General features: G+C 67.4%; 21 protein-coding genes. 15 read left to right on the top strand and 6 right to left on the bottom strand.

Annotated features, from left to right (window positions below):
- Positions 1 to 56: 56 nt before the first annotated feature.
- On the top strand, positions 57 to 1208 hold the full coding sequence (locus NUW81_RS04920) for a serine hydrolase domain-containing protein (protein WP_245110987.1): 1152 nt from the start codon (positions 57 to 59) through the stop codon (positions 1206 to 1208).
- 13 nt (positions 1209 to 1221) lie between these two features.
- Here the strand turns inward: NUW81_RS04920 and sppA are convergent, their stop codons facing one another.
- Positions 1222 to 3078, bottom strand: a complete 1857-nt coding sequence (sppA, locus tag NUW81_RS04915; protein WP_245110983.1) for a signal peptide peptidase SppA — start codon at positions 3076 to 3078, stop codon at positions 1222 to 1224.
- Between the two features lie 106 nt (positions 3079 to 3184).
- On the opposite strand from sppA, the gene NUW81_RS04910 reads away from it, so the two are divergent.
- The 3 genes from NUW81_RS04910 to groL all read left to right on the top strand — a co-directional run bounded on the left by NUW81_RS04910 (position 3185) and on the right by groL (position 6709).
- Positions 3185 to 4585, top strand: coding sequence for an MATE family efflux transporter (locus tag NUW81_RS04910; protein ID WP_245110976.1), 1401 nt, complete (start codon positions 3185 to 3187; stop codon positions 4583 to 4585).
- Positions 4586 to 4714: 129 nt separating this feature from the next.
- Positions 4715 to 5002, top strand: a complete 288-nt coding sequence (gene groES, locus NUW81_RS04905; protein ID WP_245110971.1) for a co-chaperone GroES — start codon at positions 4715 to 4717, stop codon at positions 5000 to 5002.
- 51 nt (positions 5003 to 5053) lie between these two features.
- Positions 5054 to 6709, top strand: a complete 1656-nt coding sequence (gene groL / locus NUW81_RS04900; protein WP_245110969.1) for a chaperonin GroEL — start codon at positions 5054 to 5056, stop codon at positions 6707 to 6709.
- 72 nt (positions 6710 to 6781) lie between these two features.
- On the opposite strand, the gene NUW81_RS04895 is transcribed toward groL, so the two are convergent.
- Entirely contained in the window at positions 6782 to 7495 is a 714-nt protein-coding gene (locus tag NUW81_RS04895; RefSeq protein ID WP_245110965.1) for a winged helix-turn-helix transcriptional regulator, read from the bottom strand.
- A gap of 153 nt (positions 7496 to 7648) precedes the next feature.
- Here NUW81_RS04895 and NUW81_RS04890 point away from each other — a divergent pair, with 153 nt between their 5' ends.
- Positions 7649 to 7873: a tautomerase family protein gene (locus NUW81_RS04890; RefSeq protein ID WP_245110962.1), complete on the top strand. Its 225-nt coding sequence runs from the start codon at positions 7649 to 7651 to the stop codon at positions 7871 to 7873.
- Here the strand turns inward: NUW81_RS04890 and NUW81_RS04885 are convergent.
- On the bottom strand, positions 7870 to 8091 hold the full coding sequence (locus tag NUW81_RS04885) for a hypothetical protein (RefSeq protein WP_245110958.1): 222 nt from the start codon (positions 8089 to 8091) through the stop codon (positions 7870 to 7872). The genes NUW81_RS04890 and NUW81_RS04885 overlap by 4 nt on opposite strands.
- 211 nt (positions 8092 to 8302) lie before the next feature.
- Entirely contained in the window at positions 8303 to 8548 is a 246-nt protein-coding gene (locus NUW81_RS04880) for a hypothetical protein (protein ID WP_245110955.1), read from the bottom strand.
- 198 nt (positions 8549 to 8746) lie between these two features.
- On the opposite strand from NUW81_RS04880, the gene NUW81_RS04875 reads away from it, so the two are divergent.
- Genes NUW81_RS04875 through NUW81_RS04845 form a run of 6 tightly spaced genes read left to right on the top strand, consistent with a single transcriptional unit; the run spans position 8747 to position 17192 of the window.
- Positions 8747 to 9706 (top strand): ArsR/SmtB family transcription factor, encoded by a 960-nt coding sequence (locus NUW81_RS04875; protein ID WP_245110952.1) that lies wholly within the window; start codon positions 8747 to 8749, stop codon positions 9704 to 9706.
- The gene (metF, locus tag NUW81_RS04870) at positions 9703 to 10605 is read left to right on the top strand and encodes a methylenetetrahydrofolate reductase [NAD(P)H] (protein WP_245110950.1); all 903 of its coding nucleotides are present in this window, start codon (positions 9703 to 9705) and stop codon (positions 10603 to 10605) included. Before NUW81_RS04875 ends, metF begins: the two co-directional genes overlap by 4 nt.
- Complete coding sequence (locus NUW81_RS04865) at positions 10602 to 11645, top strand: homocysteine S-methyltransferase family protein (protein WP_245110945.1); 1044 nt, start codon at positions 10602 to 10604, stop codon at positions 11643 to 11645. Before metF ends, NUW81_RS04865 begins: the two co-directional genes overlap by 4 nt.
- The gene (metH, locus tag NUW81_RS04860) at positions 11642 to 14236 is read left to right on the top strand and encodes a methionine synthase (RefSeq protein WP_245110943.1); all 2595 of its coding nucleotides are present in this window, start codon (positions 11642 to 11644) and stop codon (positions 14234 to 14236) included. Before NUW81_RS04865 ends, metH begins: the two co-directional genes overlap by 4 nt.
- A 10-nt stretch (positions 14237 to 14246) precedes the next feature.
- Positions 14247 to 16250, top strand: a complete 2004-nt coding sequence (locus NUW81_RS12015) for a protein-disulfide reductase DsbD family protein (protein WP_312025062.1) — start codon at positions 14247 to 14249, stop codon at positions 16248 to 16250.
- Positions 16251 to 16286: 36 nt separating this feature from the next.
- Positions 16287 to 17192, top strand: coding sequence for a phosphatase PAP2 family protein (locus NUW81_RS04845; protein WP_245110941.1), 906 nt, complete (start codon positions 16287 to 16289; stop codon positions 17190 to 17192).
- Between the two features lie 8 nt (positions 17193 to 17200).
- Here NUW81_RS04845 and NUW81_RS04840 read toward each other — a convergent pair whose 3' ends face one another.
- Entirely contained in the window at positions 17201 to 18853 is a 1653-nt protein-coding gene (locus NUW81_RS04840) for an amidohydrolase (protein WP_245110938.1), read from the bottom strand.
- A gap of 53 nt (positions 18854 to 18906) precedes the next feature.
- Here NUW81_RS04840 and NUW81_RS04835 point away from each other — a divergent pair, with 53 nt between their 5' ends.
- The 4 genes from NUW81_RS04835 (at position 18907) to NUW81_RS04820 (ending at position 23047) form a co-directional block, all read left to right on the top strand.
- Positions 18907 to 20124, top strand: a complete 1218-nt coding sequence (locus tag NUW81_RS04835) for a threonine ammonia-lyase (protein WP_245110936.1) — start codon at positions 18907 to 18909, stop codon at positions 20122 to 20124.
- A 164-nt stretch (positions 20125 to 20288) separates the two neighbouring features.
- On the top strand, positions 20289 to 21104 hold the full coding sequence (locus NUW81_RS04830; protein WP_245110933.1) for an arginyltransferase: 816 nt from the start codon (positions 20289 to 20291) through the stop codon (positions 21102 to 21104).
- 147 nt (positions 21105 to 21251) lie between these two features.
- Entirely contained in the window at positions 21252 to 22520 is a 1269-nt protein-coding gene (locus tag NUW81_RS04825; protein ID WP_245110927.1) for an HD-GYP domain-containing protein, read from the top strand.
- A 59-nt stretch (positions 22521 to 22579) separates the two neighbouring features.
- On the top strand, positions 22580 to 23047 hold the full coding sequence (locus NUW81_RS04820) for a GNAT family N-acetyltransferase (protein ID WP_245110925.1): 468 nt from the start codon (positions 22580 to 22582) through the stop codon (positions 23045 to 23047).
- An 85-nt stretch (positions 23048 to 23132) separates the two neighbouring features.
- Here the strand turns inward: NUW81_RS04820 and ctrA are convergent, their stop codons facing one another.
- Positions 23133 to 23840, bottom strand: coding sequence for a response regulator transcription factor CtrA (gene ctrA, locus NUW81_RS04815; RefSeq protein ID WP_245110923.1), 708 nt, complete (start codon positions 23838 to 23840; stop codon positions 23133 to 23135).
- Between the last annotated feature and the right edge of the window lie 88 nt (positions 23841 to 23928).

Here is a 23928-nt window from a genome sequence, read left to right as displayed (position 1 = left end):
TCATCGCGGCGGGGATGCCCTAGGTGCCCTATGCAGCTAATACAGTGGAGTATCCCATGCGTTCGATCATCGTCCCGTCCGCCATCGGCCTTGCAACCGGTCTTCTCTTGGCATCGTGCGCGCCGCGCGCACTTGCCCCGCTATCGCCGCCTCTTTCGGTCGAGGCGCAGCTCGCCGAACATGTCGCGAGGCCGGACATCGGGGCCATCGGCATGGCGCGGCTCGAGGATGGCGAGATCGCCTGGACCGCATATGCCGGCGAGCGCGCGCCGGGCGTCCCGGCCGACTCCACGACCTGGTTCAACGCCGCCTCGGTGGCAAAGACGGTCATGGCGGAAACGGTGTTGCGCCTTGCCGCCGCGGGAGAAATCGGCCTCGATGACGCGATTGTCGATCATCATATGCATCCCGACCTTGCCGCCGACCCCCGCAACCGGCTCCTGACACCGCGGATCATCCTCTCGCACCAGACGACGCTGAAGAATTGGCCGAGCGCCTATGAGGACGGGAAGCTCGCTTTCACCGGCACGCCGGGCACCGGAGGCATCCAATATTCGGGCGCCGCGATCGAGATGTTGCGACGATATCTCGAGGTGCGCCTTGGCGCCGGATATCCGGAGATCGTCGAGCGCGTCCTGTTCGCGCCGCTGGGCATCGAGGAAGTGGCAGTGGCGCGCGAGGAGCGGGTCGCGCCGATGGCCCAAGGGGTCGATGCAGACGGAGGCTGGCTGCCCGCCTTCCTGCGCTACGAAGGCGGCGATGTGATCGAGATCGGCGAGACGAGCGCGGCGGACAACCTTTACGCCACCGTGCCGGGTTATGCGCGACTGCTGCGCGCGATCGCCACGGGAGAGGGGCTGGATGCGCGCTGGCAGGCCGAGCGCACGCGCCTGCTCGCCACCGACGACACCGAGGGGACCGGCTACGCGTGCGAAGTGGACTATTGTCCCGACCCGCTCGGTTTCGGGCTGGGCTGGACGCTGTACGGCGGCGATGGCCGGACGATGGTGACGCACAGCGGCAATGATGTCGCCGAGCATGCGCAGGTTTGGTTCGAACCGGAAACAGGCGACGGGCTGGTGCTGTTCATGACCGGGCAGGACCTGTTCGACGACGGTCTCGAGATGATCCGCGTCGTCGATCCCGGGGCCCCGATGCTCCGCTATTACGACCAGATGTTCGCCAAATATTTTCCCGACGCTGGCTAGGCAGCGGACCGCGTCAGCCGAACCACCCCTGTAACCATCGCAGGCGCGCGCGTCCGTCGGCCTTGGAGGTCGCGGGCGTCACCGGCGCGCATTCGAGGCAACGCGCCTGGAGCGATGGGCCGGCGATGAGCTGGTCGGCGGTGTCGAGCGCGCGGGCGAGGAGCGCGTCGGGTCGCCCGGCGATGCGCGCGAAAGCATCGGCGGGTGCCTCTTCCTGCGCTTCGCCGCCGAGCAGTTCGGCGAACTTGCCCGCGAAACCGAGATCGCGCTGGATATAGTGTAGCGTGGGCTCGCCCTCGATGCCCGCCCGTTCGGCGGCGAGCGCGACCGCCTCTTCCATGCCGCCATAGCGGTCGACGAGGCCGAGCTGGCGCGCGGTGCCGCCGTCCCAGACGCGGCCTTCGGCGATGGTGGCGACACGGTCCACCGGCATGTCGCGCGCCTCTGCGACCAGCGCGAGGAATTTGGCATAGGTGCTCTCGACGCCGGCCTGGAAGAGCGCATCGGCCGCCTCCGAGGGGCCGGCGAACAGGTCGGGTTCGCCCGATAGCGGCGTGGTGCGCACGCCATCGACGCCGACGCCGACCTTCTCGAGCGTGCCCTCGAAGCTCGGCAGCACGGCGAAGACGCCGATCGAGCCGGTGAGGGTGGAGGTGGGGGCGACGATCTCGTCGGCAGCGGTGGCGACCCAGTAACCGCCCGATGCCGCATAGGTGCCGAAGCTGGCGATGACGGGAATGTCCTTTTCGGCCTTCAGCTCCTCGACCGCGAGGCGGATGCGCTCGGAGGCGAGGGCGGAGCCGCCGGGGCTGTCGATGCGCAAGACGAGCGCTTTCAGGTCACGCTTGCCAGCCTTCTCGATCGCCTCGACGAGGCTTTCACCCGCGGCAATTCCGGGGCCGGCAGTGCCGTCGACGATATTGCCCGCCACCGTGATGACGCCGATCTCGCCGCCGCGCTCGCGCGGGGTCTCGAGCGCGATATAGTCGGACAGCTCGATACGCTTGAAGCCGCCGGTGGCGTCGTCATCCGCGCCGCCGAGTTCGGCGAGACGGTCGTGCCAGCCGTGGCGGCTGGTGAGGGCATCGACGAGGCCGAGCTCGCGGGCACGGGCGGCAAGGTCGGTCGAGCCGCCGAAGGCCTCGACCGGATTGTCGAGCGCGAGCGCGATCTGTGCATCGGGGCGGGCCTTGGTGACGTCCTCGCGCCACTGTTCGCCGATGGTCTCGGCGAGCGCGCGCATATTCTCGCGCGCCTCGTCGGACATGGAGGAGCGGGTGAAGGGCTCGACCGCGGCCTTGTAGGTGCCGACGCGGTAGACATTGGCGGTCACGCCGAGGCGGTCGAGGAGGTCGGCGTAATAGAGCTGGCTACCGCCGGGGCCGGCGAGCGCAACCGCGCCGAGCGGGTTGAGGTGGATCTCGTCGGCATGGGCGGCGAGCTGGTAGCTGTCGCCGACATAGCCGGTGGCATAGGCACTGACGGTCTTGCCTGTCGCGCGGATGGCATCGAGCGCCTCGCCGATTTCCTCCATCGCGGGCTGGCCGCCGCCGAGAAAGCCGTCGAGGTCGAGCGCGACGGCCGAGACGCGGTCATCATCCTTGGCCGCATCGAGCGCGGCGAGCAGGTCGGGGAGCGACCATTCCTTCATCACCGGCTGGCCCGCCAGCGCGGCGAAGGGATCGGGGGCCTGCGCTTCCTCGACCACCACGCCGTCCAAGTCGACGACGAGGACGCCGTCGCCGAGCACGGGGTCGGGGGTGCCGCGCAGCACGGCGAAGAGGAGGCCGAAGAAGAGCAGCATGAAGATGAGGACAAGCAGGTCCTTGATGCCGACCAGCAGTTTCCACAGCGAACGGGCGAAACTCACGTCATTGTCCTCCTTCGGGGCTTGTGAACTACCCTAGGACGAGGCGGCGCGCGCCTCCACCCTTATTCGCTGGACGGACAAGCGGGGGGAAGCTAGCCGCAAGGCCATGTCCCGATCGGCGAGCCTGACCGCGCATCCCTGGCGCCACGAATTCCAGACGACGCTGAAGCTCGCCTGGCCGCTGATCCTGTCGAACCTGACGATGGCCTCGGTGCAGGCGATCGATACCTTCTTCCTCGGGCGCTACGGGACGAGCGAACTGGCCTCGGCGGCGCTGGCATTGAACCTCACTTTCGCGCTCAACCTCGTGGCGCTTGGCATCATCACGGCGGCAAGCCCGATGATGGCGACCGCGCTCGGCAAGGCGAAGGGACGGGTCAAGGACGTGCGCCGCAGCTTCCGCCAGTCGGTGTGGCTGGCGGTGAGCATCACCATCCCCATCTGGGCGGTGCTGATGAACGCCGACACGGTGATCGGCTGGCTCGGGCAGGAGCCGCGGCTGGCGCAGGACGCGCAGGTCTTCCTTTGGGGCTATCTCTGGTCGACGCTGCTGTTCCTCCTGTTCAACACGCTCAGGCATTTCCTCGCCGCGCTCGAGCGGCCGGGCTGGGTGCTGATGATCTCGGCCTGCTCGATCCCGATCAACAGCTTTCTCGACTATGCGCTGATCTTCGGCGAGTTCGGTTTTCCCGAGCTGGGGCTGTTCGGGGCGGGGCTGGCGAGCACGATCACCTGGGCGCTCCTGTGTGCGGCGCTGATCACGGTGGTGCAGCTCGACCGCCAGTTCCGCCGCTTCAGCCTGTTCTCGCGTTTCTGGCGGCCCGACTGGGCGCGCTATGCGCGGATGTGGAAGCTGGGGCTGCCGATCGGGCTGGCGATGGGCTTCGAGGGCGGCATCTTCTCGGCGGCGGCCTACCTCATGGGGCTCGTCGGCGAAAAGGCGCTGGCGGCGCATGCCATCGCGCTGCAGATCGCCGCGCTCTCCTTCATGGTGCCGTGGGGTATCGCGCAAGCCTCGACGGTGCGGGTCGGCATCATGCTCGGGCGCGGCGACAGGGACGGCATCGCACGCGCCGGCTGGACCGCGTGGATCCTCGGCGTCGGCTTCATGAGCTTCATGGCGATATTCCTCTTCCTCTTCCCCGCCGAGCTGATCGGCGTCTTCCTCGCCGACACACCGGAGAATGCCGAGGTGCTGGCGCTGGGCGTGAGCTTCCTCCTCATCGCCGCCATCTTCCAGATCGTCGACGGCGCGCAGGTGGTTGGCGCGGGCGTGCTTCGGGGCCTCCACGATACGCGCGTGCCGATGGTCTATACCTTCATCGGCTATTGGGTCATCGGGCTTGGTGCCGGCGCCTGGCTCGCCTTTGGCGCGGGCTGGGAAGGCGAGGGCATCTGGACGGGGCTGGCGATCGGGCTGGCGATCGTGGCGGTGCTGATGCTCCAGCGCTGGATGCGCCGCGAGGCGCTCGGCCTGACGGACCCTGCGCGCGGCGCGGCGGACTGAGCAAAAAATCTCGGGCCTCACCTGTTGACTAGTAGGAATGCGCATCCCAAATGCGCTCTCGACGCTGGCACTCTCCAAGTCCGAGTGCCAGTCGCGAAAGATCAACAACGAAGAAAGTGAGAGGAAACCATGGGTTTCAAACCGCTTCACGACCGTGTCCTCGTCCGCCGTGTCGAGGCCGATGAAAAGACCGCCGGCGGGATCATCATCCCCGACAGCGCCAAGGAAAAGCCGCAGGAAGGCGAAGTCGTCGCCGTCGGTTCGGGCCTGAAGGCCGAAGACGGCAAGGTCACCCCGCTCGACGTCAAGGCGGGCGACAAGATCCTGTTCGGCAAGTGGTCGGGCACCGAGGTCAAGCTCGACGGCGAAGACCTGATCATCATGAAGGAAAGCGACATCCTCGGCATCCTCGCCTGAGCCATCGCTTCCCAAACCTCCTAATTCCCACGAAATAGAAAGGCATTCATCATGGCTGCCAAGGACGTGAAATTCGGGCGTGATGCTCGTGAACGTATTCTCAAGGGTGTCGACATCCTCGCCGACGCCGTGAAGGTGACGCTCGGCCCGAAGGGTCGCAACGTCGTCATCGAAAAGAGCTTCGGTGCGCCGCGCATCACCAAGGACGGTGTGTCGGTCGCCAAGGAAATCGAGCTCAAGGACAAGTTCGAGAACATGGGCGCGCAGATGCTGCGCGAAGTGGCCTCGAAGACCAACGACCTGGCCGGTGACGGCACCACCACCGCGACCGTGCTGGCGCAGGCCATCGTTCGCGAGGGCATGAAGTCGGTCGCCGCGGGCATGAACCCGATGGACCTCAAGCGTGGCATCGATCTCGCCGTGACCAAGGTTGTCGAGGATCTCAAGGGCCGTTCGAAGCCCGTCGCCGGTTCGGAAGAAGTCGCGCAGGTCGGCATCATCTCGGCCAACGGTGACCGTGAAGTCGGCGAGAAGATCGCCGAAGCCATGGACAAGGTCGGCAAGGAAGGCGTGATCACCGTCGAGGAAGCCAAGGGCCTCGAGTTCGAACTCGACGTCGTCGAAGGCATGCAGTTCGACCGTGGCTACCTGTCGCCCTACTTCATCACCGATCCGGAGAAGATGCAGGTCGAACTGAACGACCCCTACATCCTCATCCACGAGAAGAAGCTGTCGAACCTCCAGGCGATGCTGCCGATCCTCGAAGCGGCCGTCCAGTCGGGCCGTCCGCTGCTGATCATCGCGGAAGACATCGAAGGCGAAGCGCTGGCGACCCTCGTGGTCAACAAGCTGCGCGGCGGCCTCAAGGTCGCGGCCGTCAAGGCGCCGGGCTTCGGTGATCGTCGCAAGGCGATGCTCGAGGATATCGCCATCCTGACGGGCGGCGAGATGATCTCGGAAGACCTCGGCATCAAGCTCGAGAACGTCAACCTCAACATGCTCGGCACCGCCAAGCGCGTCACCATCGACAAGGACAACACGACCATCGTCGACGGCGCCGGCACCAAGGACGCGATCGAAGCGCGTACCGGTGCGATCCGCCAGCAGATCGAGAACACCAGCTCGGACTATGACCGCGAGAAGCTCCAGGAGCGCCTTGCCAAGCTCGCCGGCGGTGTTGCCGTGATCAAGGTCGGCGGTGCCACCGAAGTCGAGGTGAAGGAACGCAAGGACCGCGTCGACGACGCGCTTCACGCCACCCGCGCCGCGGTTGAGGAAGGCATCGTCCCGGGCGGCGGTACCGCGCTGCTCTACGCCACCAAGTCGCTCGACGGCCTTGAAGGCGGCAACGACGACCAGACCCGCGGTGTCGACATCGTCCGCCGCGCGCTGCAGGCGCCGGTTCGCCAGATCGCCAGCAATGCGGGCTTCGACGGCGCCGTCGTCGCGGGCAAGCTGATCGACGGCAACGACGAGACGCTCGGCTTCAACGCTGCCAACGACACCTACGAGAATCTCGTCTCGGCCGGTGTCGTCGACCCGACCAAGGTCGTGCGCACGGCTCTCCAGGACGCGGCCTCGGTCGCCGGCCTGCTCATCACCACCGAAGCGACGGTGGCCGAGCTGCCGAGCGACGACAAGGCCGGTGCCGGCGGCATGCCCGGCGGCATGGGCGGCATGGGCGGCATGGGCGGCATGGACTTCTAAGTCCTGCGCACCCACCGTTCAGTCGGTTGAATTGGGGTCGGGCACTTCGGTGTCCGGCCCTTTTTCTTTGCGCTATTGAAGGGTCGGACGCACCTCGGGCAGGTCGGTGCGCTCGGCGCGGGGAGCCTCGGCGAAGACGCTGGGCCGGAGCCATTTGGAGATGCGGCGGGTGAGCTGCGGGTCTCCCTCGAGGCGCAGGTCCTCGGCGGCGATCGCCTCGCGCCAGCTGCGGTCGCCCATCCACACGTCGTGAAGCGCGCGCAGCGTGGAGTAGAAATAGACGTCGACGTCCTGACCGGGATCGGTGAGGCACATGTCGACCTTGCCCTCGCGGATGAGCAGCCAATAGTCCTGTTGATCGACCAGGTCGTCGAAGTGGAAGCGCAGGATGTGACTGTCACCGACCATCTGGTCGGGATCAACGCTGCGCTCGAGGTAAAGCATGAGGAGCTCGATATCGAGGTCGGCGTCGAGCACCTGGTCGCGCGCCCAGACCATGCCCCATTCCCCGAGCGCCACGATGGCGGGGAGCAGCGCCTTGCAGGCGGGGGTGGCGTGATATTCCTTGCCGCGCTGGCCCGGGATCGGACGCTTGGCAACGAGGCCGTGCGCTTCGAGGTCGCGCAGTCGGCTGGTCAGGAGCGTGGGCGAGATGTCGCCGAGGCCGCGCTGCAACTCGTTGAAGCGGCGGGCGCCCATCAGCAACTCGCGGACGACGAGGATGGTCCAGCGTTCGCCGAGGATCTCGGTCGCCTTCGCGATGGGGCAGAATTGGCCATATTGCATGACGGCTCTCCCGAAGATCGCGCCATTGTAGCAGCTTTCTCCAGATTCTGTAGCGCGCTCCTACAATCGCCGTTCTCAACGCGGGGCAAGGAGGGTGGCAAAACTGTCCCTGTCGCCGGGATGGCCCGGCCGAACATAAAAGGGAGAAGAGAAATGCCGCTTACCACCATCGATGTCATCAAGGACGTTTTCACCGCCGAACAGAAGGCGCAACTCATCCATGAAGTCACCGAGGCGATGGTCCGGGTCGAAGGCGAGGGCATGCGCCCCGTGACCTGGGTCCGCATCGTCGAGGTCGAACAGGGTGACTGGGCGATCGGCGGCAAGATGCTGGGGGCGAGCGACGTCCACCAGTTGCGCGACGCCAAGGCCGCCTAGTCGGCACCACCATCGGAAGAGGGGTCGGGAGCCTGTGCTTCCGGCCCTTCCTGCGTGGCCGCAGGCAGCGTGGGGTCGGCGGCCTCGGCGGCGTCGAGCCGCTCCTCGATGGTGGCGAGGCGGGCGCTGGCCTGCTCGTCGGGGCGCTCGGGGGTCTCGTCCTTCTTCGCGCAGGCGGCGAGGGCGAGCAGGGCGAGGGGGAGGAGGGCGCGGGTCATGGCCGAATGATGCCGCAAGTCAGTCCTGAGAGCCAGCGGGATCAGGGCGGCCTGATCCCGTCGATCGGATCAGGCTGTGCCTGTCCGTCGGCCGGCGGGACGGCGAGTCCGGCAGGCAGCTGGCGCTGCCGCCGGCCGCCTTGCTGACAAAAGAAAAGGGCCGCCCGGCGAACCGGACGACCCTGATCTTACCCGAAGGTGAAGCGCTGGCTTAGTCAGCAGCGGCTTCGGCTTCGGTTTCGCCTTCGACTTCGGCTTCGACTTCGGTCGCAGCTTCGTCAGCTTCGGCAGCCATTTCTTCAACGGCAGCTTCAGTGGCTTCGCCAGCGGCTTCAGCGTCCGCTTCCATGGCTTCGCCGGTTTCTTCGACGTTGGTTTCGACGGTTTCGTCGGTCTGGGCTTCGCAAGCCGCGAGGCCGAGGGCCAGGACGGCAGCAGTCAGAGCAACCTTCTTCATAATGTATTCCATTCCTTGTTAGCGTGCCCGCTCGTCGCGCGCACAAGGCACGACCCACTCCTATCGCTAGGGGCGGGCCTGCGAGATGATTTAAATGGTTGTTGTCAGCGGTGCAACGATCTTTTCACAATTGGGGATCCGCGGGCCCGGTGAATTTCTCACTTGCGAGACATAAGGGTTTCTTTATGTCTTTAAGCGATGAAACAAGCCATGGACATTCTGGCACTTTTCGGCGCGCTGTCTGACGAGACGCGCCTGCGCATCTGCTTCCTCGCAAGCGAAATGGAGCTCACCGTCGGCGAGATCGCGCAGGCGCTGGGGCAGTCGCAGCCGCGCGTGTCGCGCCATTTGCGAATCCTCGACGAGGCCGGAATCGTCGCGCGGCGCAAGGAAGGGGCGTGGACCTTCGTGACGCTGCTCCTGCCCGACGACAGTCCCGTGCGCGCGCTGATGCGCAAGGTGTCGGGCGAGACCGCGCGCGCGGTGGCGGCCGACGCCAAGCGGCTCGAGGCGATCCGCATCGAGCGCGCCGAGACGGCGAGCCGCTGGTTCAATGCGCGTAGCCAGCAATGGGACATGCTCCGCCAGCTCCACGCGCCCGAGGAAGATATCGAGGCGGCGATCGCTAGCGCGCTGGCGGGCCGCCCGCTCGGCACGCTGGTCGATGTCGGCACCGGGACGGGGCGGATGCTCGAACTGTTCGCGCCGGGGTCGGATGCGGCGATCGGCATCGACCGCTCGCCCGACATGCTGCGCATCGCGCGCGTACGCCTCGAGGCGGCGGGCGAGGCGGTGCAGGCGAGCCTGCGGCAGGGCGACATGTTCGCGCTGCCGCTTGCCGATGCTTTTGCCGATACGGTCATCCTCCACCAGGTGCTGCATTTCGCGCACCAGCCGCGCGCCGCGATTGACGAGGCGGCGCGGGTGCTGGGGGCGGGCGGACGGCTGGTGCTGGTCGATTTCGAGGCCCACGGCCGCGAGGAACTGCGCCGCCTTCACGGGCACCAGCGCCTCGGCTTTGCCGACGGGGCGGTGGAGCAGATGCTGAAACTGGCGGGGCTGGCCCCGCGCCCGCCGCAGCGGGTCGAGGGAGGCGAGCTCACCGTTACCGTGTGGAGCGCCGACCGTCCGGCGCCGCGCAAGAGGAGGGCCGCGTGACCGATACCACCGCCGATGCCCCGCCGCCGCTGTTCGCGCGGCCCGATGGCGATGTCGACGTGAGCTTCGAATTCTTCCCGCCCAAGACGGAAAGGATGAACGAGAAGCTGTGGGCCTCGATCGAGAAGCTCGAACCGCTGCATCCGCGCTTCGTGTCGGTGACCTATGGCGCGGGCGGTTCGACCCGCGAGCGGACCCACGCGACGGTCAGGAGGATCGTCGAGGAGACGGGGCTGACGCCGGCGGCGCACCTCACCTGTGTCGGGGCCAGCCGCGACGAGGTGCAGGACATTGCGCGCGACTATTGGGAGGCGGGCGTGCGGCATATCGTCGCGCTGCGCGGCGACCCGCCCGAGGGCGAGCGCTTTGCGCCGCATCCGCAAGGCTATGCCAATGCCGCCGAGCTGGTGGCGGGGCTGAAGCAAGTGGCCGACTTCGATATTTCGGTCGCCGCCTATCCCGAATGCCATCCCGAGGCGCTCTCTTTCGAGGCCGATCTCGATCACCTGCTCCGCAAGATCGACGCGGGGGCGAGCCGCGCGATCAGCCAGTTCTTCTTCGACCCCGCGCCCTTCTTCCGCCTGCGCGATGCGCTGGCGGCGCGGGGGCGCGAGGTGGAACTGGTGCCGGGCATCCTGCCGGTGTCGAATGTCGCGCAGACGAAGAAGTTCGCGGGGCTGTGCGGAGCGCAGATCCCCGCATGGATGGAAGCGCGTTTCGAGGGGCTCGATGACAATCCCAAGGCGCGCGAGCTGGTCGCCGCGACCATCGCCGCCGAGCTGTGCGGCCAGCTCTATGCGGGCGGGGTGCGGCATTTCCATTTCTACACGCTCAATCGCGCCAATCTCTCCTACGCCATCTGCCGCCTGCTCGGTATCCAGCCGGGGCCGATCGCATGAGCCGCGCCGGGGAGCTGAAGGCGCTCGCGGCGCGCCAAGTGCTGGTCAAGGACGGCGCCTATGGCACCGCGATCCAGGCGCTGGGGCTGGGCGAGGCGCAGTTTCGCGGGGCGGTCGCGCTGGAGCGCGAGCAGCGCGGCAATAACGACCTTCTCAACCTCACGCAGCCGCAGGCGGTGGAGGCGATCTGCACGGCCTATGCCGAGGCCGGCGCCCATGTGCTGGCGACCAACAGCTTCAACGCCAATGCGATCAGCCAGGCCGACTATGCCGCCGCGCATCTCGTCCACGACATCAATGTCGAGGGCGCGCGGATCGTGCGCGCGGTGACCGACCGCTTCGCTACGCCCGGGGCACCGCGCTTCGTGGCGGGCGCGGTGGGGCCGACCAACAAGACGCTGTCGCTGTCGCCCGATGTCGCCGACCCGGGTTTTCGCGAAGTCGGCTTCGACGAGGTGGTCGCCGTCTATGAAGGCCAGGTGCGTGCGCTCGCCGAGGGCGGGGTGGATTTCATCCTGATTGAGACGGTGTTCGATACGCTGAACGCCAAGGCGGGGATCATGGCGGTGAAGAACGTCGAGCGCGAACTGGATCGCGACTTGCCGGTCATGCTGTCGATGACGCTGACCGACCTTTCGGGGCGCAACCTGTCGGGGCATACGGTCGAGGCCTTCTGGGCCAGCGTACGCCATGCCGCGCCCTTGAGCATCGGCCTCAACTGCTCCTTCGGGGCCGAGGCGCTTCGGCCGCATCTCAAGGAGCTGAGCCGCGAGGCCGACTGCCTCGTCATGGCCTATCCCAATGCGGGGCTTCCCAACGACCTCGGCCAATATGACGAGGGGCCGGGCGAGACCGCGCGGCAGGTCGCCGACTGGCTGGACGAGGGGCTGGTCAACATCGTCGGCGGCTGCTGCGGGACGACGCCCGCGCATATCGCCCGCATCGCGGCAGCGGTGGAGGGTGCGCGGCCGCGCGTCCTTCCCGGGCCGCCCGATGCCATGCTCCTCGCGGGGCTCGAGACGCTCGAGGTGCGCGCATGAACGAGATCGCCAGCCGCTTCGTGATGATTGGCGAGCGCACCAACGTCACCGGTTCGGCGCGCTTCAAGAAGCTCATCCTCGGCGGCGACTATGAGGCCGCCGTCGAGGTCGCGCGCCAACAGGTCGAGAATGGCGCGATGGTGGTCGACGTCAACATGGACGAGGCGCTGCTCGACGGGGCCGAAGCGATGGCGACCTTCCTGAAGCGCATCGCCGCCGAGCCCGACATCGCCCGCGTGCCGGTCATGGTGGACAGCTCCAAATGGGAAGTGATCGAGGCGGGGCTCAAATGCGTGCCCGGCAAGCCCATCGTCAATTCGATCAGCTTGAAGGAAGGCGAGGACGAATTCCTGCGACTGGCGCGAAAGGTGCGCGACTATGGCGCGGCGGTCGTCGTCATGGCCTTCGACGAGACGGGGCAGGCCGACACGAAGGCGCGCAAGGTCGAGATCTGCAAGCGCGCCTATGACCTGCTCGTGGGCGACGGCTTTCCTGCACATGACATCATCTTCGATCCCAACATCTTCGCGGTGGCGACGGGGATCGACGAGCATCGCCGCTATGGTGTCGACTTCATCGAGGCGGTCAAGGAGATCAGGGCACGGTGCCCCGGCGTGCAGGTGTCGGGCGGACTGTCCAACCTCAGCTTCTCCTTCCGCGGCAACGAGCCGGTGCGCCGCGCGCTGCACAGCGTCCTCCTCTACCACGCCATCCCCGCGGGGCTGTCGATGGCGATCGTCAATGCGGGGCAGCTCGATGTCTATGACGAGATCGATCCCGAACTCCGGCAGGCGTGCGAGGACGTGCTGTTCGACAGGGACGAGGGCGCGACCGACCGGCTGATCGAAATCGCGCAGGGCTATCAGGGGCAGGGGGCCAAGGCCTCGGCAAAGGATGACAGCTGGCGCGACCTGCCCGTCGAGGCGCGGCTCGAACATGCGCTGGTAAAGGGGCTCGATGCGCATATCGAGGCGGATGTCGAGGAGGCGCGACAATCGGCGCCCCGCGCCCTCGACGTCATCGAAGGCCCGCTGATGGACGGCATGAACCGTGTCGGCGACCTCTTCGGCTCGGGCAAAATGTTCCTGCCGCAGGTGGTGAAATCGGCACGGGTGATGAAGAAGGCGGTGGCGGTGCTGCTGCCCCATATCGAGGCCGAGAATGCGGGCGCGCGGGCGGCCAAGGGGCGGATCCTGCTCGCCACGGTGAAGGGCGATGTCCACGACATCGGCAAGAATATCGTCGGCGTCGTCCTCCAGTGCAACGGCTACGAGATCGTCGACTTGGGCGTGATGGTCGGCTGGCCCGACATCCTCGCGGCAGCACGGCATCACGAGGTCGACATCATCGGCCTGTCGGGGCTGATCACGCCGAGCCTCGATGAAATGGTGCACAATGCCAGCGAGATGGAGCGCGAGGGGCTGGACCTGCCGCTGCTGATCGGCGGGGCGACGACGAGCCGCGTGCATAGCGCGCTCAGGATCGCGCCGGCCTATTCGGGGCCGGTCGTCCATGTCACCGACGCGAGCCGCGCGGTCGGGGTGGCGGCCAAGCTGATGGGCGAGGAGCGGGCGGGCTATGCGGCCGATGTCGCTGCCGAATATGCCAAGGTGCGCGCGGGGCGCGAGGGCAAGGGCAAGGGCGCCATCGCGACACTGGAGCAGGCACGCGCCAACGGCTTCGTGCTCGACCCCGATGGCGTGGCGCCGCCGCCGGCCAGCCTCGAGCGGCACCGGTGGGACGATTGGGACTTGGCCGACCTACGCGAGGCGATCGACTGGACCCCCTTCTTCCGCGCCTGGGAATTGCACGGCACCTATCCCGCCATCCTCGAGGACGAGGTGGTGGGCGAGGCGGCGCGCGCGCTGTTCGCCGATGCGCAGGCCATGCTCGACGAGATCGTCGAGGAGAAGTGGCTGACCGCGCGGGGCGTGGCGCAAGTCTGGCCGGCGCGGCGCGAGGGCGATGATGTCGTCGCGGACGGGACCCGCCTGCCGATGCTGCGCCAGCAGGTGAAGAAACGCGAGGGGCGGCCCAACATGTGCCTCGCCGATTTCGTCGCGGATAGCGGCGATCATGTCGGCGGCTTCGCGGTGGCGATCCACGGCGCGGAGGAGCGCGCCAAGGCCTATGAGGCGGCGGGCGATGACTATCGCGCCATCCTGTTGAAGGCGCTCGCCGACCGGTTTGCCGAGGCCTTTGCCGAACGGCTGCACCAGCAGGTGCGAACGCGGCAATGGGGCTATGCGGCGGACGAACGATGCACGAACGAGGACCTCATCGCCGAGCGCTATCGCGGCATCCGGCCCGCGCCCGGCTATCCCGCCTGTCCCGACCATGGGTTGAAGCCGGTCCTGTTCGACCTGCTCGGGGGCGATCCGGCGGGGATCACGCTCACGGAGAACAATGCCATGTGGCCGGCGAGCGCGGTGTCGGGCTTCTATTTCGGACATCGCGATGCCGCCTATTTCGGGGTGGCGCGGGTGGGGCGCGACCAGCTCGAGGATTATGCGGGCCGCTGCGGGATCGGCGTGGACACGGCCAAAAAGCGGTTGTCGCCCAATCTCGACGAGGAAGCGGCGGCAGGCTAGGGCGGGAACCGTGATCCAGCGCTTTCTCCTTGCCTTCGCCATGCTGTTCCTCGCCCTTCCGGCGAGCGCGCAGACGACCAATCTCACCCCGCGGCTCGAGGTCGATGGGCCGGTGGTCGATGGCACGATCGATGCCGCCATCGTCTTCGAGGCCAAGCCCGGCTGGCACGGCTATTGGAAAAACCCCGGCGATGCGGGGCTGCCGCTCGCTGTGGAGTGGGACCTTCCCGACGGTGTCGAGATGGGGCCGATCCGCTTTCCCACCCCGATGCGCTACAAGGCGGCGGGGCTGACGAGTTACGTCTATCGCGGGCAGCATGCGATGCTGACCGAGGTGCGCGCCGATGACAGCGCGCCGCAAAGCTTCACCATTCGCGGCTCGGCGACCTGGCTGGCCTGCACCGACAAGGTATGCGTGCCCGAGCGCGGCGAGTTTGCGACGGTCGTGCGCCGCGCCGACGAGGCGGGCGCGCCGCGCGAGGATTTCGCAGGCTGGCGCGCCGCGCTGCCGCGACCGCTGGCAGGGGAGGCGCAGTATGCCGCCAGCCGCGAGCGGCTCGGGGTAGCGGTGCCGGTGCCTGCCGGACTCGCGCTCGGCAAGCCCGACATCTTCATCGCCGAAAACCGCGTCATCGACACGAGCGTCGAACCCGTCTTCCGGCGCGAGGGCGACAAGCTGATTGCCGAACTGGCGCTGCATCCGCGCGCCGATCCCGAGAAGCTGCCCGACACGATCGGCGGGATCGTCAAGCTCGGCACGGGGCAGGGGCTGGAATTCGAGGCGGTCGAGGGGCCGGTACCGACGGGGGGCACGCCGCTCGGCGATACCAGCATGGCGGCGATTGCCGGCGCGATGCTCGGTGCGCTGGTCGGCGGGCTACTGCTCAACCTGATGCCCTGCGTCTTTCCCGTGCTGACGATGAAGGCGCTGCACCTTGCCCATAGCGGGTCGAGCGAGGCGCGGGCGCGGCGCGATGCGCTGGGGTATACGCTGGGCGCGGTCGCGGGGACGGCGAGCCTCGGGGTGGCGCTCCTCCTCCTGCGCGCGGGCGGCGATGCGGTCGGCTGGGCCTTCCAGCTGCAGGACCCGCGAACGATCTTCCTCCTCCTCCTGCTGGCCTCCGCGATCACGCTCAACCTCGTCGGCCTGTTCGAGCTGCCGGTCGTGGGCGGACAGGTCGAGGCCAAGGGGTCGATCGCGACGGGCGCGCTCGCCGCGTTCGTCGCCACGCCCTGCGCGGGGCCCTTCCTCGGCACCGCGCTCGGGACCGCGCTGATCCTGCCCGGCCTCGCCGCGCTCGGCATCTTCGCGATGCTCGGGCTGGGGTTGGCGCTGCCATTTCTTGCCATCGGTTTCGTGCCCGCGCTGCGCGACCGGCTGCCGCGGCCGGGGCCGTGGATGAAGAGCTTGAAGCGCTATCTCGCCATCCCGATGGCGGCCACGGTGGTCGCCTGCCTGTGGCTCCTGTGGCGCCTCGCGGGGCCGATCGGGCTGACCAGCGGGTTGGTCGCGGTCGGCGTGCTGGTCGGCATCTTCGGCCTGCTCGGGCGGCGCATCGGCATGTTGCGCTATGCGGTCGGCACGGCGGCGGTCGTGGCGGTGGCGGGGCTGGCCGTCCTGCCTTCCGAACCGGTCGAGCGCGAGGCAGCGGTGGCGGGGGCATCGACCTGGAGCCCCGCGCGGGTCGCCGCGGCGCAGGGCGGCGGGCGTCCCGTCTTCGTCTATTTCACCGCCGACTGGTGCCTCACCTGCAAGGCCAACGAGAAGATCGCGATCGACCGCGAGGAAGTGCGCGCGGCCTTCGATGCGGCGGACGTGGCAGTGTTCGTCGCCGACTGGACCGATGGCAATGACGTCATCACCCGCTTCCTCGAGGAGCGCGGGCGTGCGGCGGTGCCGGTCTACCTCTGGTATCCGGCGGGCGAGGGCAGCCCTGAGGAACTGCCGCAGATCCTGACCCCCTCGATGCTGGTGCAGCGCGCGAATGCGGCGACGGAAGCGCAAGGTTCTTAAGGGGCTGTTTACCCTGTTGGGCTAGCGATGTAGCCGATGAAAAAGGATCGCCTCCTCGCCATGGTGCCGCGCTGGTTTCCCTTCGCGTTGGCCTGCCTCCTGCCCTCGCTGTTGCTGGGGTGGGACTATTTCCATCTCAAGTCGCTGGCGCTGTGGGGAATTGTCGCAGGGGTATCGGTAGCGGTCTTCGCGGTGGTGCAGCTGGTGCGCGGCAAGGGGCTGGGGGACGTGCCCGCAACGCTTCTCCTCGCGGTGACGGCGGGGCTCGGCATGGCGATCTACAGCTCAGTCAAGATGTGGCTCAACCGCTTCGGCTTCGGTGCCGACGAGATGCTGGCCGACTTGGACGCGCTCCTCTTCTTCGGCGATCCGTGGCGCTATCTCGACTTCCTGACGGGCGCGCATCTCGCGGTGATCTACCACTGGACGTGGCTGCTGTTCATCGCCGCCGCGCTGGTGCGGGCGCGCCATGACGGCGCGTTCATCGGCGGCTGGTTCATCATGTGGGGGCTGCTCGCGCCGCTGGTGCAGTGGCTCGTGCCCGCGGGCGGGCCGGTCTTCTATGAAAAGCTCGGGCTCGGCGACCGCTTTGCCGGCATCGACCCGTCCACCACTGGGATGTTCGTCGATTACCTGTGGGACGCCTATGTCGCCAATGACGTGGAATTCGGCGCGGGCATCAGCGCCATGCCCTCGATGCACATCGCCTCGGTGGTGTGGGGGCTGATGCTGTTCCGCTCGCCCGCCGCCGCGGCCTATGCGCTGATCATCTTCATGATCTCGGTATCCTCGGGCTGGCATTATGCGGTGGACGGCATCGTCGGCGGGCTGCTTGCCGTGCTGGCGGTGAAGGCCGCGCGGGCGCTGCCCTTCCTTGCGGAGAATAGGGACGGGGGCGCGGCAGGCGTCGCGCCCGATCCCGCGCCCCAGCCTGTCGCCTGACCTGCCGCCTAGTCGGCCGCCCAGACCTGCTCGCCGCCGACGAAGGTGGCGAGGATGCGCGTGGCCGCGATGTCGCGCGGGTCGATGCGCTCGAGATCGCGGTCGACGACGATGAAGTCGGCATGTTGCCCGACCTCGAGCGCGCCGAACCGGCCTTCGGCCTCGCCCGCATAAGCGGCCCAGCGGGTGAAGCCCGCGAGCGCCTCGCCGAGTTCGAGCGCTTCGTCCTCGCGCCAGCCGCCCTCGGGGGCGTTATTGGCGTCCTCGCGCGTCACCGCGACCTTGAGCCCCGTGAAGGGGTTGGGATGCTCGACGGGAAAGTCGGAGCCGAAGGCGAGGCGGGTGCCGGTGTCGAGCAGGCTCTTCCACGCATAGGCACCGCCGAGGCGGCCGGGCCCGAGGCGCTTTTCGGCCATCTGCCAGTCCGAGCTCTGGTGCACCGGCTGCATCGAGGCGATGATGTCGCCCGCGGCAAGGCGCGGCAGGTCGGCGACATCGAGAATCTGGACATGTTCGATGCGGTGGCGCGCGGCGGCGCCATTGCCGAGCTCCTCGAAGATCGAGACGACCTCCGCATTGGCGGCATCGCCGATGGCGTGGATGGCGAGCTGGAAGCCATGGTCATTGGACCAGCGCGCGGCCTCGCGGAGCTCCGCGGCCGACATGACGGGCAGGCCGCGATGGCCGTGGCTGTCGGCATAATCCTCCTTGAGGAGTGCGCCGCGCGAGCCGAGCGCGCCGTCCGAATAAAGCTTCACCCCGCCCATGCGCAGGCGGTCGTCGTAGAGCCACGGGGTGGGACCCGTGCCCGCGATCGTCGCGGCGGGTTCGGTGCCGCCCGAATAGCTCATGATCCGCACGTTGAGGCGGCCATTGTCGCCGGCGCGGCGCATGGCGAGCCAGTCGGGGCCGCTGGTCCCCATGTCGGCGACCGCGGTAAGGCCGTTCGACAGCATGAAGACCTGCGCGGCGGAAAGCGCGCGGTCGAGCATCGCGGCATCGGGGGCGGGGATGTGCTGCGCCACGAGCTGTTCGGCCGTGTCGACGAAGACGCCTGCGGGGCTGCCGTCGGCGAGGCGCTCGATCGCGCCGCCCTCGGGCGCCTCAGTGGCGGCGGTGATGCCGGCGATGCGGAGCGCGGCGCTGTTGCCGACCGAGGCATGGCCGTCGACGCGGCCGAGCCAGACGGGGCGGTCGGCGACCACCGCGTCCAGATCGGCAGCGGTCGGGAAGCGCTTGTCGGCGAACATCTCCTGGTTCCAGCCGCGGCCGGTGATCCAGGGCAGGTCGGGGTTGGCGGCGGCATAGGTGGCGAGGCGCTCTTTCAGCTCCTCGATCGAGGCCGTGCCGGTGACGTCGAGCTGGAGCACCGCCATGCCGAGGCCGATGACATGGCCGTGCCCGTCGATGAGCCCGGGCAGGACATGCGCGCCCTCCATGTCGACGACCTTGTCGGCGGCGGGCGCGAGATCGACCATCTCGTCGGCACCGACCATGCGCAGGATGCGGCCGTCATCGCCCACCAGCATGGCCGAGAAGCGGGTGAGGCTGCCGTCCTCGCTCGCCTGCAGGCCGTTCATGCCGGTGTAGAGCGTATCGGCCGCCGCGGGGGCGGCGAGGGCGAGGGCGGCGCAGGCCGCGAGAAGGCGTTTGTTGATCATGGCCTCCCGCATAGCATTGTCTGGCGCAGGCGAAAGGTCTAGGCGGCGATCCTATGGAGAGGGAAATTACTGTCGAGGACGTCCGCGCCGCTGCCGCGCGGATCGAGGGCCATGTCGTGAAAACGCCGATGGCCAAGTCGCGCACCTTGAGCGAGATCATCGGGACCGATGTCTGGCTCAAGTTCGAGAATTACCAGTTCACCGCCGCCTACAAGGAGCGCGGCGCGCTGAACAAACTGTGCCAGCTGGACGACGCCGAGAAGAAGCGCGGCGTGATCGCGGCCTCGGCGGGCAACCATGCACAGGCGGTCGCCTATCATGGCGCGCGATTGGGCATTCCCGTCACCATCGTGATGCCGAGACCCACGCCGACCATCAAGGTCGAGCATACCGAGGGGCATGGCGCCAATGTCGTGCTCGAGGGGCGCGTTTTCGACGATGCCTATGCCCATGCGCAGAAGCTCGCCGAGGAGAAGGGCTATGTCTTCGTCCACCCGTTCGATGATGCCGACATCATCGCGGGGGCGGGCACGGTCGGGCTCGAGATGCTCGCCAAGGTGCCCGATCTCGACGTGCTGGTCGTGCCGATCGGCGGCGGCGGGCTGATGAGCGGCATCGCGATCGCCGCCAAGGCGCACAATCCCGATATCGAGATCGTCGGCGTGGAAGCCGCCATGTTCCCCGCGATGAAGAATATCATCGAGGGCAAGAAGAGCGTGATGGGCGGCGACACGCTGGCCGAGGGCATCGCGGTCAAGGAGCCGGGCAAGATTACCCGCGCCATCATCGGCGATCTCGTCGACCGCATCGAGCTGGTCGAGGAAGCGGCGATCGAACATGCGGTCGCGCTGCTCGTCGGCATCGAGAAGACGGTCGTGGAAGGCGCTGGCGCCGCGGGCCTCGCGCATCTCCTCGCCGAGCCCGGCAAATATGCGGGCAAGAAGGTCGGCACCGTCCTGTGCGGCGGCAATATCGACCCGCATCTCCTGTCCAACGTGCTGGTGCGCGAGCTGGTGCGCGCGGGCCGGATCGCGCGATTGAAGATCGAGGCGGAGGATCGCCCCGGCGCGCTCGCCGCGATCACCAAGGCGTTCCACGAGTGCGGGGTCAACATCATCGAGACCAACCACCACCGCGTCTTCACCGCGCTGCCCGCCAAGGACACGCTGATCGAGGTCGAGTGCGAGGCGCGCGATGCCGCCGCGATCGACGGGCTGATCGACAAGCTGACCGAGTGCGGGTTCAAGGTGCGGCGCGAGGCGATTGTCTAGGGCGGCCAAGTTGCGGACCGTCAAAAATGGCGGTTAACCAAGAAACGTTTCGTAGCGGCACAAATTGACTCAGGATCGGGCACCGAGCCGAGTGCAAATTCGTTGCAGAACTGTTAACTTCCTTCCACAGCTTTTGGGTAAGGAAGAAAGACAGGAGGCCCGGGGTGAGCGCACCATTTCGCTTTCCCAAGTTTTTCGTGACCAATCCCGCGCCCTGCCCCTATCTGCCGGGCAAGGTGGAGCGGAAGGTGTTCACCGAACTGTCGGGCCGCAATGCCGCGGAGTTGAACGAGGCATTGGGCCGGATCGGCTTTCGTCGTTCGCAATCGGTCGCCTATCGCCCGAGCTGCACCGACTGCTCGGCCTGCGTGTCGGTGCGCGTGCGCACCGAGGACTTCCAGCCGAGCCGGACGCATCGCCGCCTGATGCGCGCCCATGCCGACCTCGACGTCACTGCCTGCAAGCCGTGGACCACCGCCGAGCAATATGAGCTGCTCAGCCGCTATCTCGCCGACCGTCACCCCGGTGGCGGCATGGCCGAGATGGACGAGCAGGACTATGCCGACATGGTCGAGCAGACGCCGGTGCGCACTTATGTGATCGAATATCGTGAGCCGGCCGATGAATATGGCCGCCCCGGCAAGCTTGTCGGTGCCTGCCTGTCGGACCAGCAGTCGGACGGCCTCAGCATGATCTACAGCTTCTTCGATACTTCGGCGGAGGCGCGCAAGGGGCTCGGCACCTATATCATCCTCGACCATATCACCCGCGCCAAGCGGGCGGGGCTTCCCTACGTCTATCTCGGCTATTGGGTCGAGGGCTCGGACCGGATGAACTACAAGACGCGCTTCAAGCCGATGGAACGGCTGGGGCGCGATGGCTGGCGGCCGATGGAGGAAAGCCTCACCGTCGACTATGCCGACCGCTCCAAGCCGCTGCCGCAGCGCAACCGCTCGGACAAGGTGCTGCCGGTCAAATAGCCCGTTAGGCCGACCTTAACCTCGATCATCTAACCAGCGTAACGATCTCGAGGGAGGCGTCCTATTCGCCACGACCCATTATCCGCCGGCACGCCGGCCACCACCAGCCTTGCCGAGCTGCTCGGCGCGTTCAGCCATGCGCTCGACATGACCGAGGGGCAGCCGGCGGGACACAGCCTGCGCTGCGCCTATGCGGCGGGGTGGATAGCGCGCGCGCTGGGGCTGTCGGCGGCCGAGCGTCACCGGCTCCATTATGCGGTGCTGCTCAAGGATCTTGGCTGTTCGAGCAATGCGGCTCGGATTGCCGAGCTCTACGCGACCGACGATCGCGACTTCAAGGCGCGCTGGAAGACGGTGCCGGAGGGGCTGCCCGCCACGCTGCGCTTCGTCTTTGCGCGGACGGGCGCGGGAGCGGGACTGCGCACGCGGGTCGCCAAGATCGCCAACATCCTCAGGAACGGCGATGCGATCGCGCAGGAGATGATCGAGACGCGCTGCACCCGCGGCGCCGACATCGCGCGCCGGCTGCGCTTCGACGAGGGCGTGGCGGCGGGCATCTTCAGCCTCGATGAACATTGGGACGGCTCGGGGCGGCCCGAGGGGCTTTCCGGCGACGACATCCCGCTCGAGGCGCGGATCGCGCTCCTGTGCCAGGTCGTCGACGTCTTCCACGCCCGGGGCGGCCGCGAGGCAGCGCGGGCCGAAGTCGCCAGGCGCGCGGGCAGTTGGCTCGACCCGCGGCTCGCCGCCTGTTTCCAGATGATCGCGGGCGAACTGTCTTTCTGGCGCGATTATGAAAGCCCGCAGGTCGCGGTGCAGGTCGCCGCACTGGCACCGCCCGAGGAGGCGGTGGCGGTCGACGAGGATTATCTCGACGATATCGCGGCGGCCTTCGGCGCGGTGGTCGACGCCAAGAGCCCCTATACGGGCGGCCATTCGGGGCGCGTCGCGGGCTTTGCTGGTACGATGGCCGAAGCGATGGGCATGGCCCCGGCGCAGCGCCGCTGGCTGCACCGCGCCGCGCTCTTGCACGATGTCGGCAAGCTCGGCGTGTCGAGCCGCGTGCTGGAGAAGCCCGGCCGGCTGGGCGAGGAGGAATGGACCGAGATGCGCGCCCATGCCGCGCAGACCCATGCGATCCTGTCGCGGGTCGGCTGCATGGCCGACATGGCGGAGATCGCCGCGGCGCATCACGAACGGCTCGACGGCAGCGGCTATCCGCTCGGGCTCGGTGCCAGCGAGATCGGCATGGAGACGCGGATCATCACGGCCTGCGACTTCTATGACGCGTTGACCGCCGACCGGCCCTATCGGGCCGCGCTGGCGCCCGATGAGGCGCTGGCGATCATGGAGCGCGAGGTCGGCACGGCGGTCGATGGCGACTGTTTCGAGGCGCTTCGCAGCATCCTTGCTTGACGGGTCGAACCGGCTCGGACAGAGGCGCGCCCTTTCGAAATCAATAGAGGGAGGGGGCCATGGGCCGCGCTTTTCGCCGGGCGACGCCCGCAGACGACGAGACGCTGGGCGAAGTGATGTACGATGCGGTGCGCAACGGGCGCAGCCACTATTCCGAAAAGCAGCGCGCCGCCTGGGTGCCCGAGCCGCGCAAAGGGGCGGCATGGAGCGAACGGCTCGCCAAGCAGGATATCGTCATCGCCGAGGAGGCGGGCGAGGTGCTGGGCTTCATGAGCCTCGAGCGCGACACCGCCTATCTCGACTTCGCCTATATCCGCCCCAAGGCGCAGGGCACGGGGCTGTTCCGCCAGATGCTCGAGCGCATCCTCGAGAGAGGCCGCGCGCAGGGGATGGAGCAGATCAGCGTGCACGCCAGCCTGATGGCGCAGCCGGCGTTTGCGGCCTGCGGGTTCGCGGTAACGGCGGAGGAGGAAGTGACCATCGCCGATGAAAGCTTCCGCCGCTTCGCGATGACCTGCACGCTTTAGGAACGAGAAAAGGGCGGCGGCGCCCTCCCAAGCACCGTCGCCCTCTCTTGCCCGCTCGCTCTGAAAAGCGGGATGGTATCTCTTGTTACGCGGCGGCTTCGCCGGCCGCCTTGTCTTCCTCGGCATCGCGCAGCACGTAGCCGCGGCCCCAGACGGTCTCGATGTAATTCTCGCCGCCACAGGCCAGCGACAGCTTCTTGCGCAGCTTGCAGATGAAGACGTCGATGATCTTGAGCTCGGGCTCGTCCATCCCGCCATAAAGGTGGTTGAGGAACATTTCCTTGGTGAGCGTCGTGCCTTTCCGGAGGGAAAGCAGCTCGAGCATCGCATATTCCTTGCCGGTGAGGTGGACGCGGTTGCCGTCCACTTCGACCGTCTTGGCATCGAGGTTCACCGCCAGCTTGCCGGTGCGGATGACCGACTGCGAATGACCCTTCGAGCGGCGGACGATGGCGTGGATGCGCGCCACCAGCTCGTCGCGGTGGAAGGGCTTGGTGACATAATCGTCGGCGCCGAAGCCGAGGGCACGGACCTTCGAGTCCATCTCGCCGATGCCCGACAGGATCAGGACCGGGGTCTGCACCTTGGCGGTGCGCAGCTTCTTCAGGACGTCATAGCCGTGCATGTCCGGCAGGTTGAGGTCGAGAAGGATGATATCGTAATCATAGAGCTTGCCAAGATCGAGGCCTTCTTCGCCAAGATCGGTGACATAGGTGTTGAAGCCTTCCGTCGAGAGCATCATCTCGATGCTCTTGGCGATGGTGGCGTCATCCTCGATCAGCAGTACTCGCATAAGTAATTCCCCCGATTAGTCCGTCGTTAAGGGCGTTTACCAAACCTAAAAGTAACCGGCGCTTAACGTCGTCTAAGCGTCCATTAAC

Origin of the sequence: Sphingomicrobium aestuariivivum (assembly GCF_024721585.1) — a bacterium.
Lineage (GTDB): Bacteria > Pseudomonadota > Alphaproteobacteria > Sphingomonadales > Sphingomonadaceae > Sphingomicrobium > Sphingomicrobium aestuariivivum.
Note: the sequence above shows the minus strand (reverse complement) of the source record. Positions and strands in the feature narration are given on the sequence as shown.

Bases quoted from the DNA above. Each gene is read 5' to 3' on its own strand.
- NUW81_RS04875 (WP_245110952.1), top strand. From the start codon at position 8,747: ATGAAACAAGCCATGGACATTCTGGCACTTTTCGGCGCGCTGTCTGAC.
- NUW81_RS04845 (WP_245110941.1), top strand. From the start codon at position 16,287: ATGAAAAAGGATCGCCTCCTCGCCATGGTGCCGCGCTGGTTTCCCTTC.
- NUW81_RS04820 (WP_245110925.1), top strand. From the start codon at position 22,580: ATGGGCCGCGCTTTTCGCCGGGCGACGCCCGCAGACGACGAGACGCTG.
- ctrA (WP_245110923.1), bottom strand. From the start codon at position 23,840: ATGCGAGTACTGCTGATCGAGGATGACGCCACCATCGCCAAGAGCATC.
- NUW81_RS04920 (WP_245110987.1), top strand. From the start codon at position 57: ATGCGTTCGATCATCGTCCCGTCCGCCATCGGCCTTGCAACCGGTCTT.
- NUW81_RS04890 (WP_245110962.1), top strand. From the start codon at position 7,649: ATGCCGCTTACCACCATCGATGTCATCAAGGACGTTTTCACCGCCGAA.
- NUW81_RS04910 (WP_245110976.1), top strand. From the start codon at position 3,185: ATGTCCCGATCGGCGAGCCTGACCGCGCATCCCTGGCGCCACGAATTC.
- NUW81_RS04825 (WP_245110927.1), top strand. From the start codon at position 21,252: ATGACCGAGGGGCAGCCGGCGGGACACAGCCTGCGCTGCGCCTATGCG.
- groL (WP_245110969.1), top strand. From the start codon at position 5,054: ATGGCTGCCAAGGACGTGAAATTCGGGCGTGATGCTCGTGAACGTATT.
- NUW81_RS04885 (WP_245110958.1), bottom strand. From the start codon at position 8,091: ATGACCCGCGCCCTCCTCCCCCTCGCCCTGCTCGCCCTCGCCGCCTGC.
- NUW81_RS04895 (WP_245110965.1), bottom strand. From the start codon at position 7,495: ATGCAATATGGCCAATTCTGCCCCATCGCGAAGGCGACCGAGATCCTC.
- metH (WP_245110943.1), top strand. From the start codon at position 11,642: ATGAACGAGATCGCCAGCCGCTTCGTGATGATTGGCGAGCGCACCAAC.
- NUW81_RS04835 (WP_245110936.1), top strand. From the start codon at position 18,907: ATGGAGAGGGAAATTACTGTCGAGGACGTCCGCGCCGCTGCCGCGCGG.
- groES (WP_245110971.1), top strand. From the start codon at position 4,715: ATGGGTTTCAAACCGCTTCACGACCGTGTCCTCGTCCGCCGTGTCGAG.
- NUW81_RS04880 (WP_245110955.1), bottom strand. From the start codon at position 8,548: ATGAAGAAGGTTGCTCTGACTGCTGCCGTCCTGGCCCTCGGCCTCGCG.
- NUW81_RS04865 (WP_245110945.1), top strand. From the start codon at position 10,602: ATGAGCCGCGCCGGGGAGCTGAAGGCGCTCGCGGCGCGCCAAGTGCTG.
- NUW81_RS04840 (WP_245110938.1), bottom strand. From the start codon at position 18,853: ATGATCAACAAACGCCTTCTCGCGGCCTGCGCCGCCCTCGCCCTCGCC.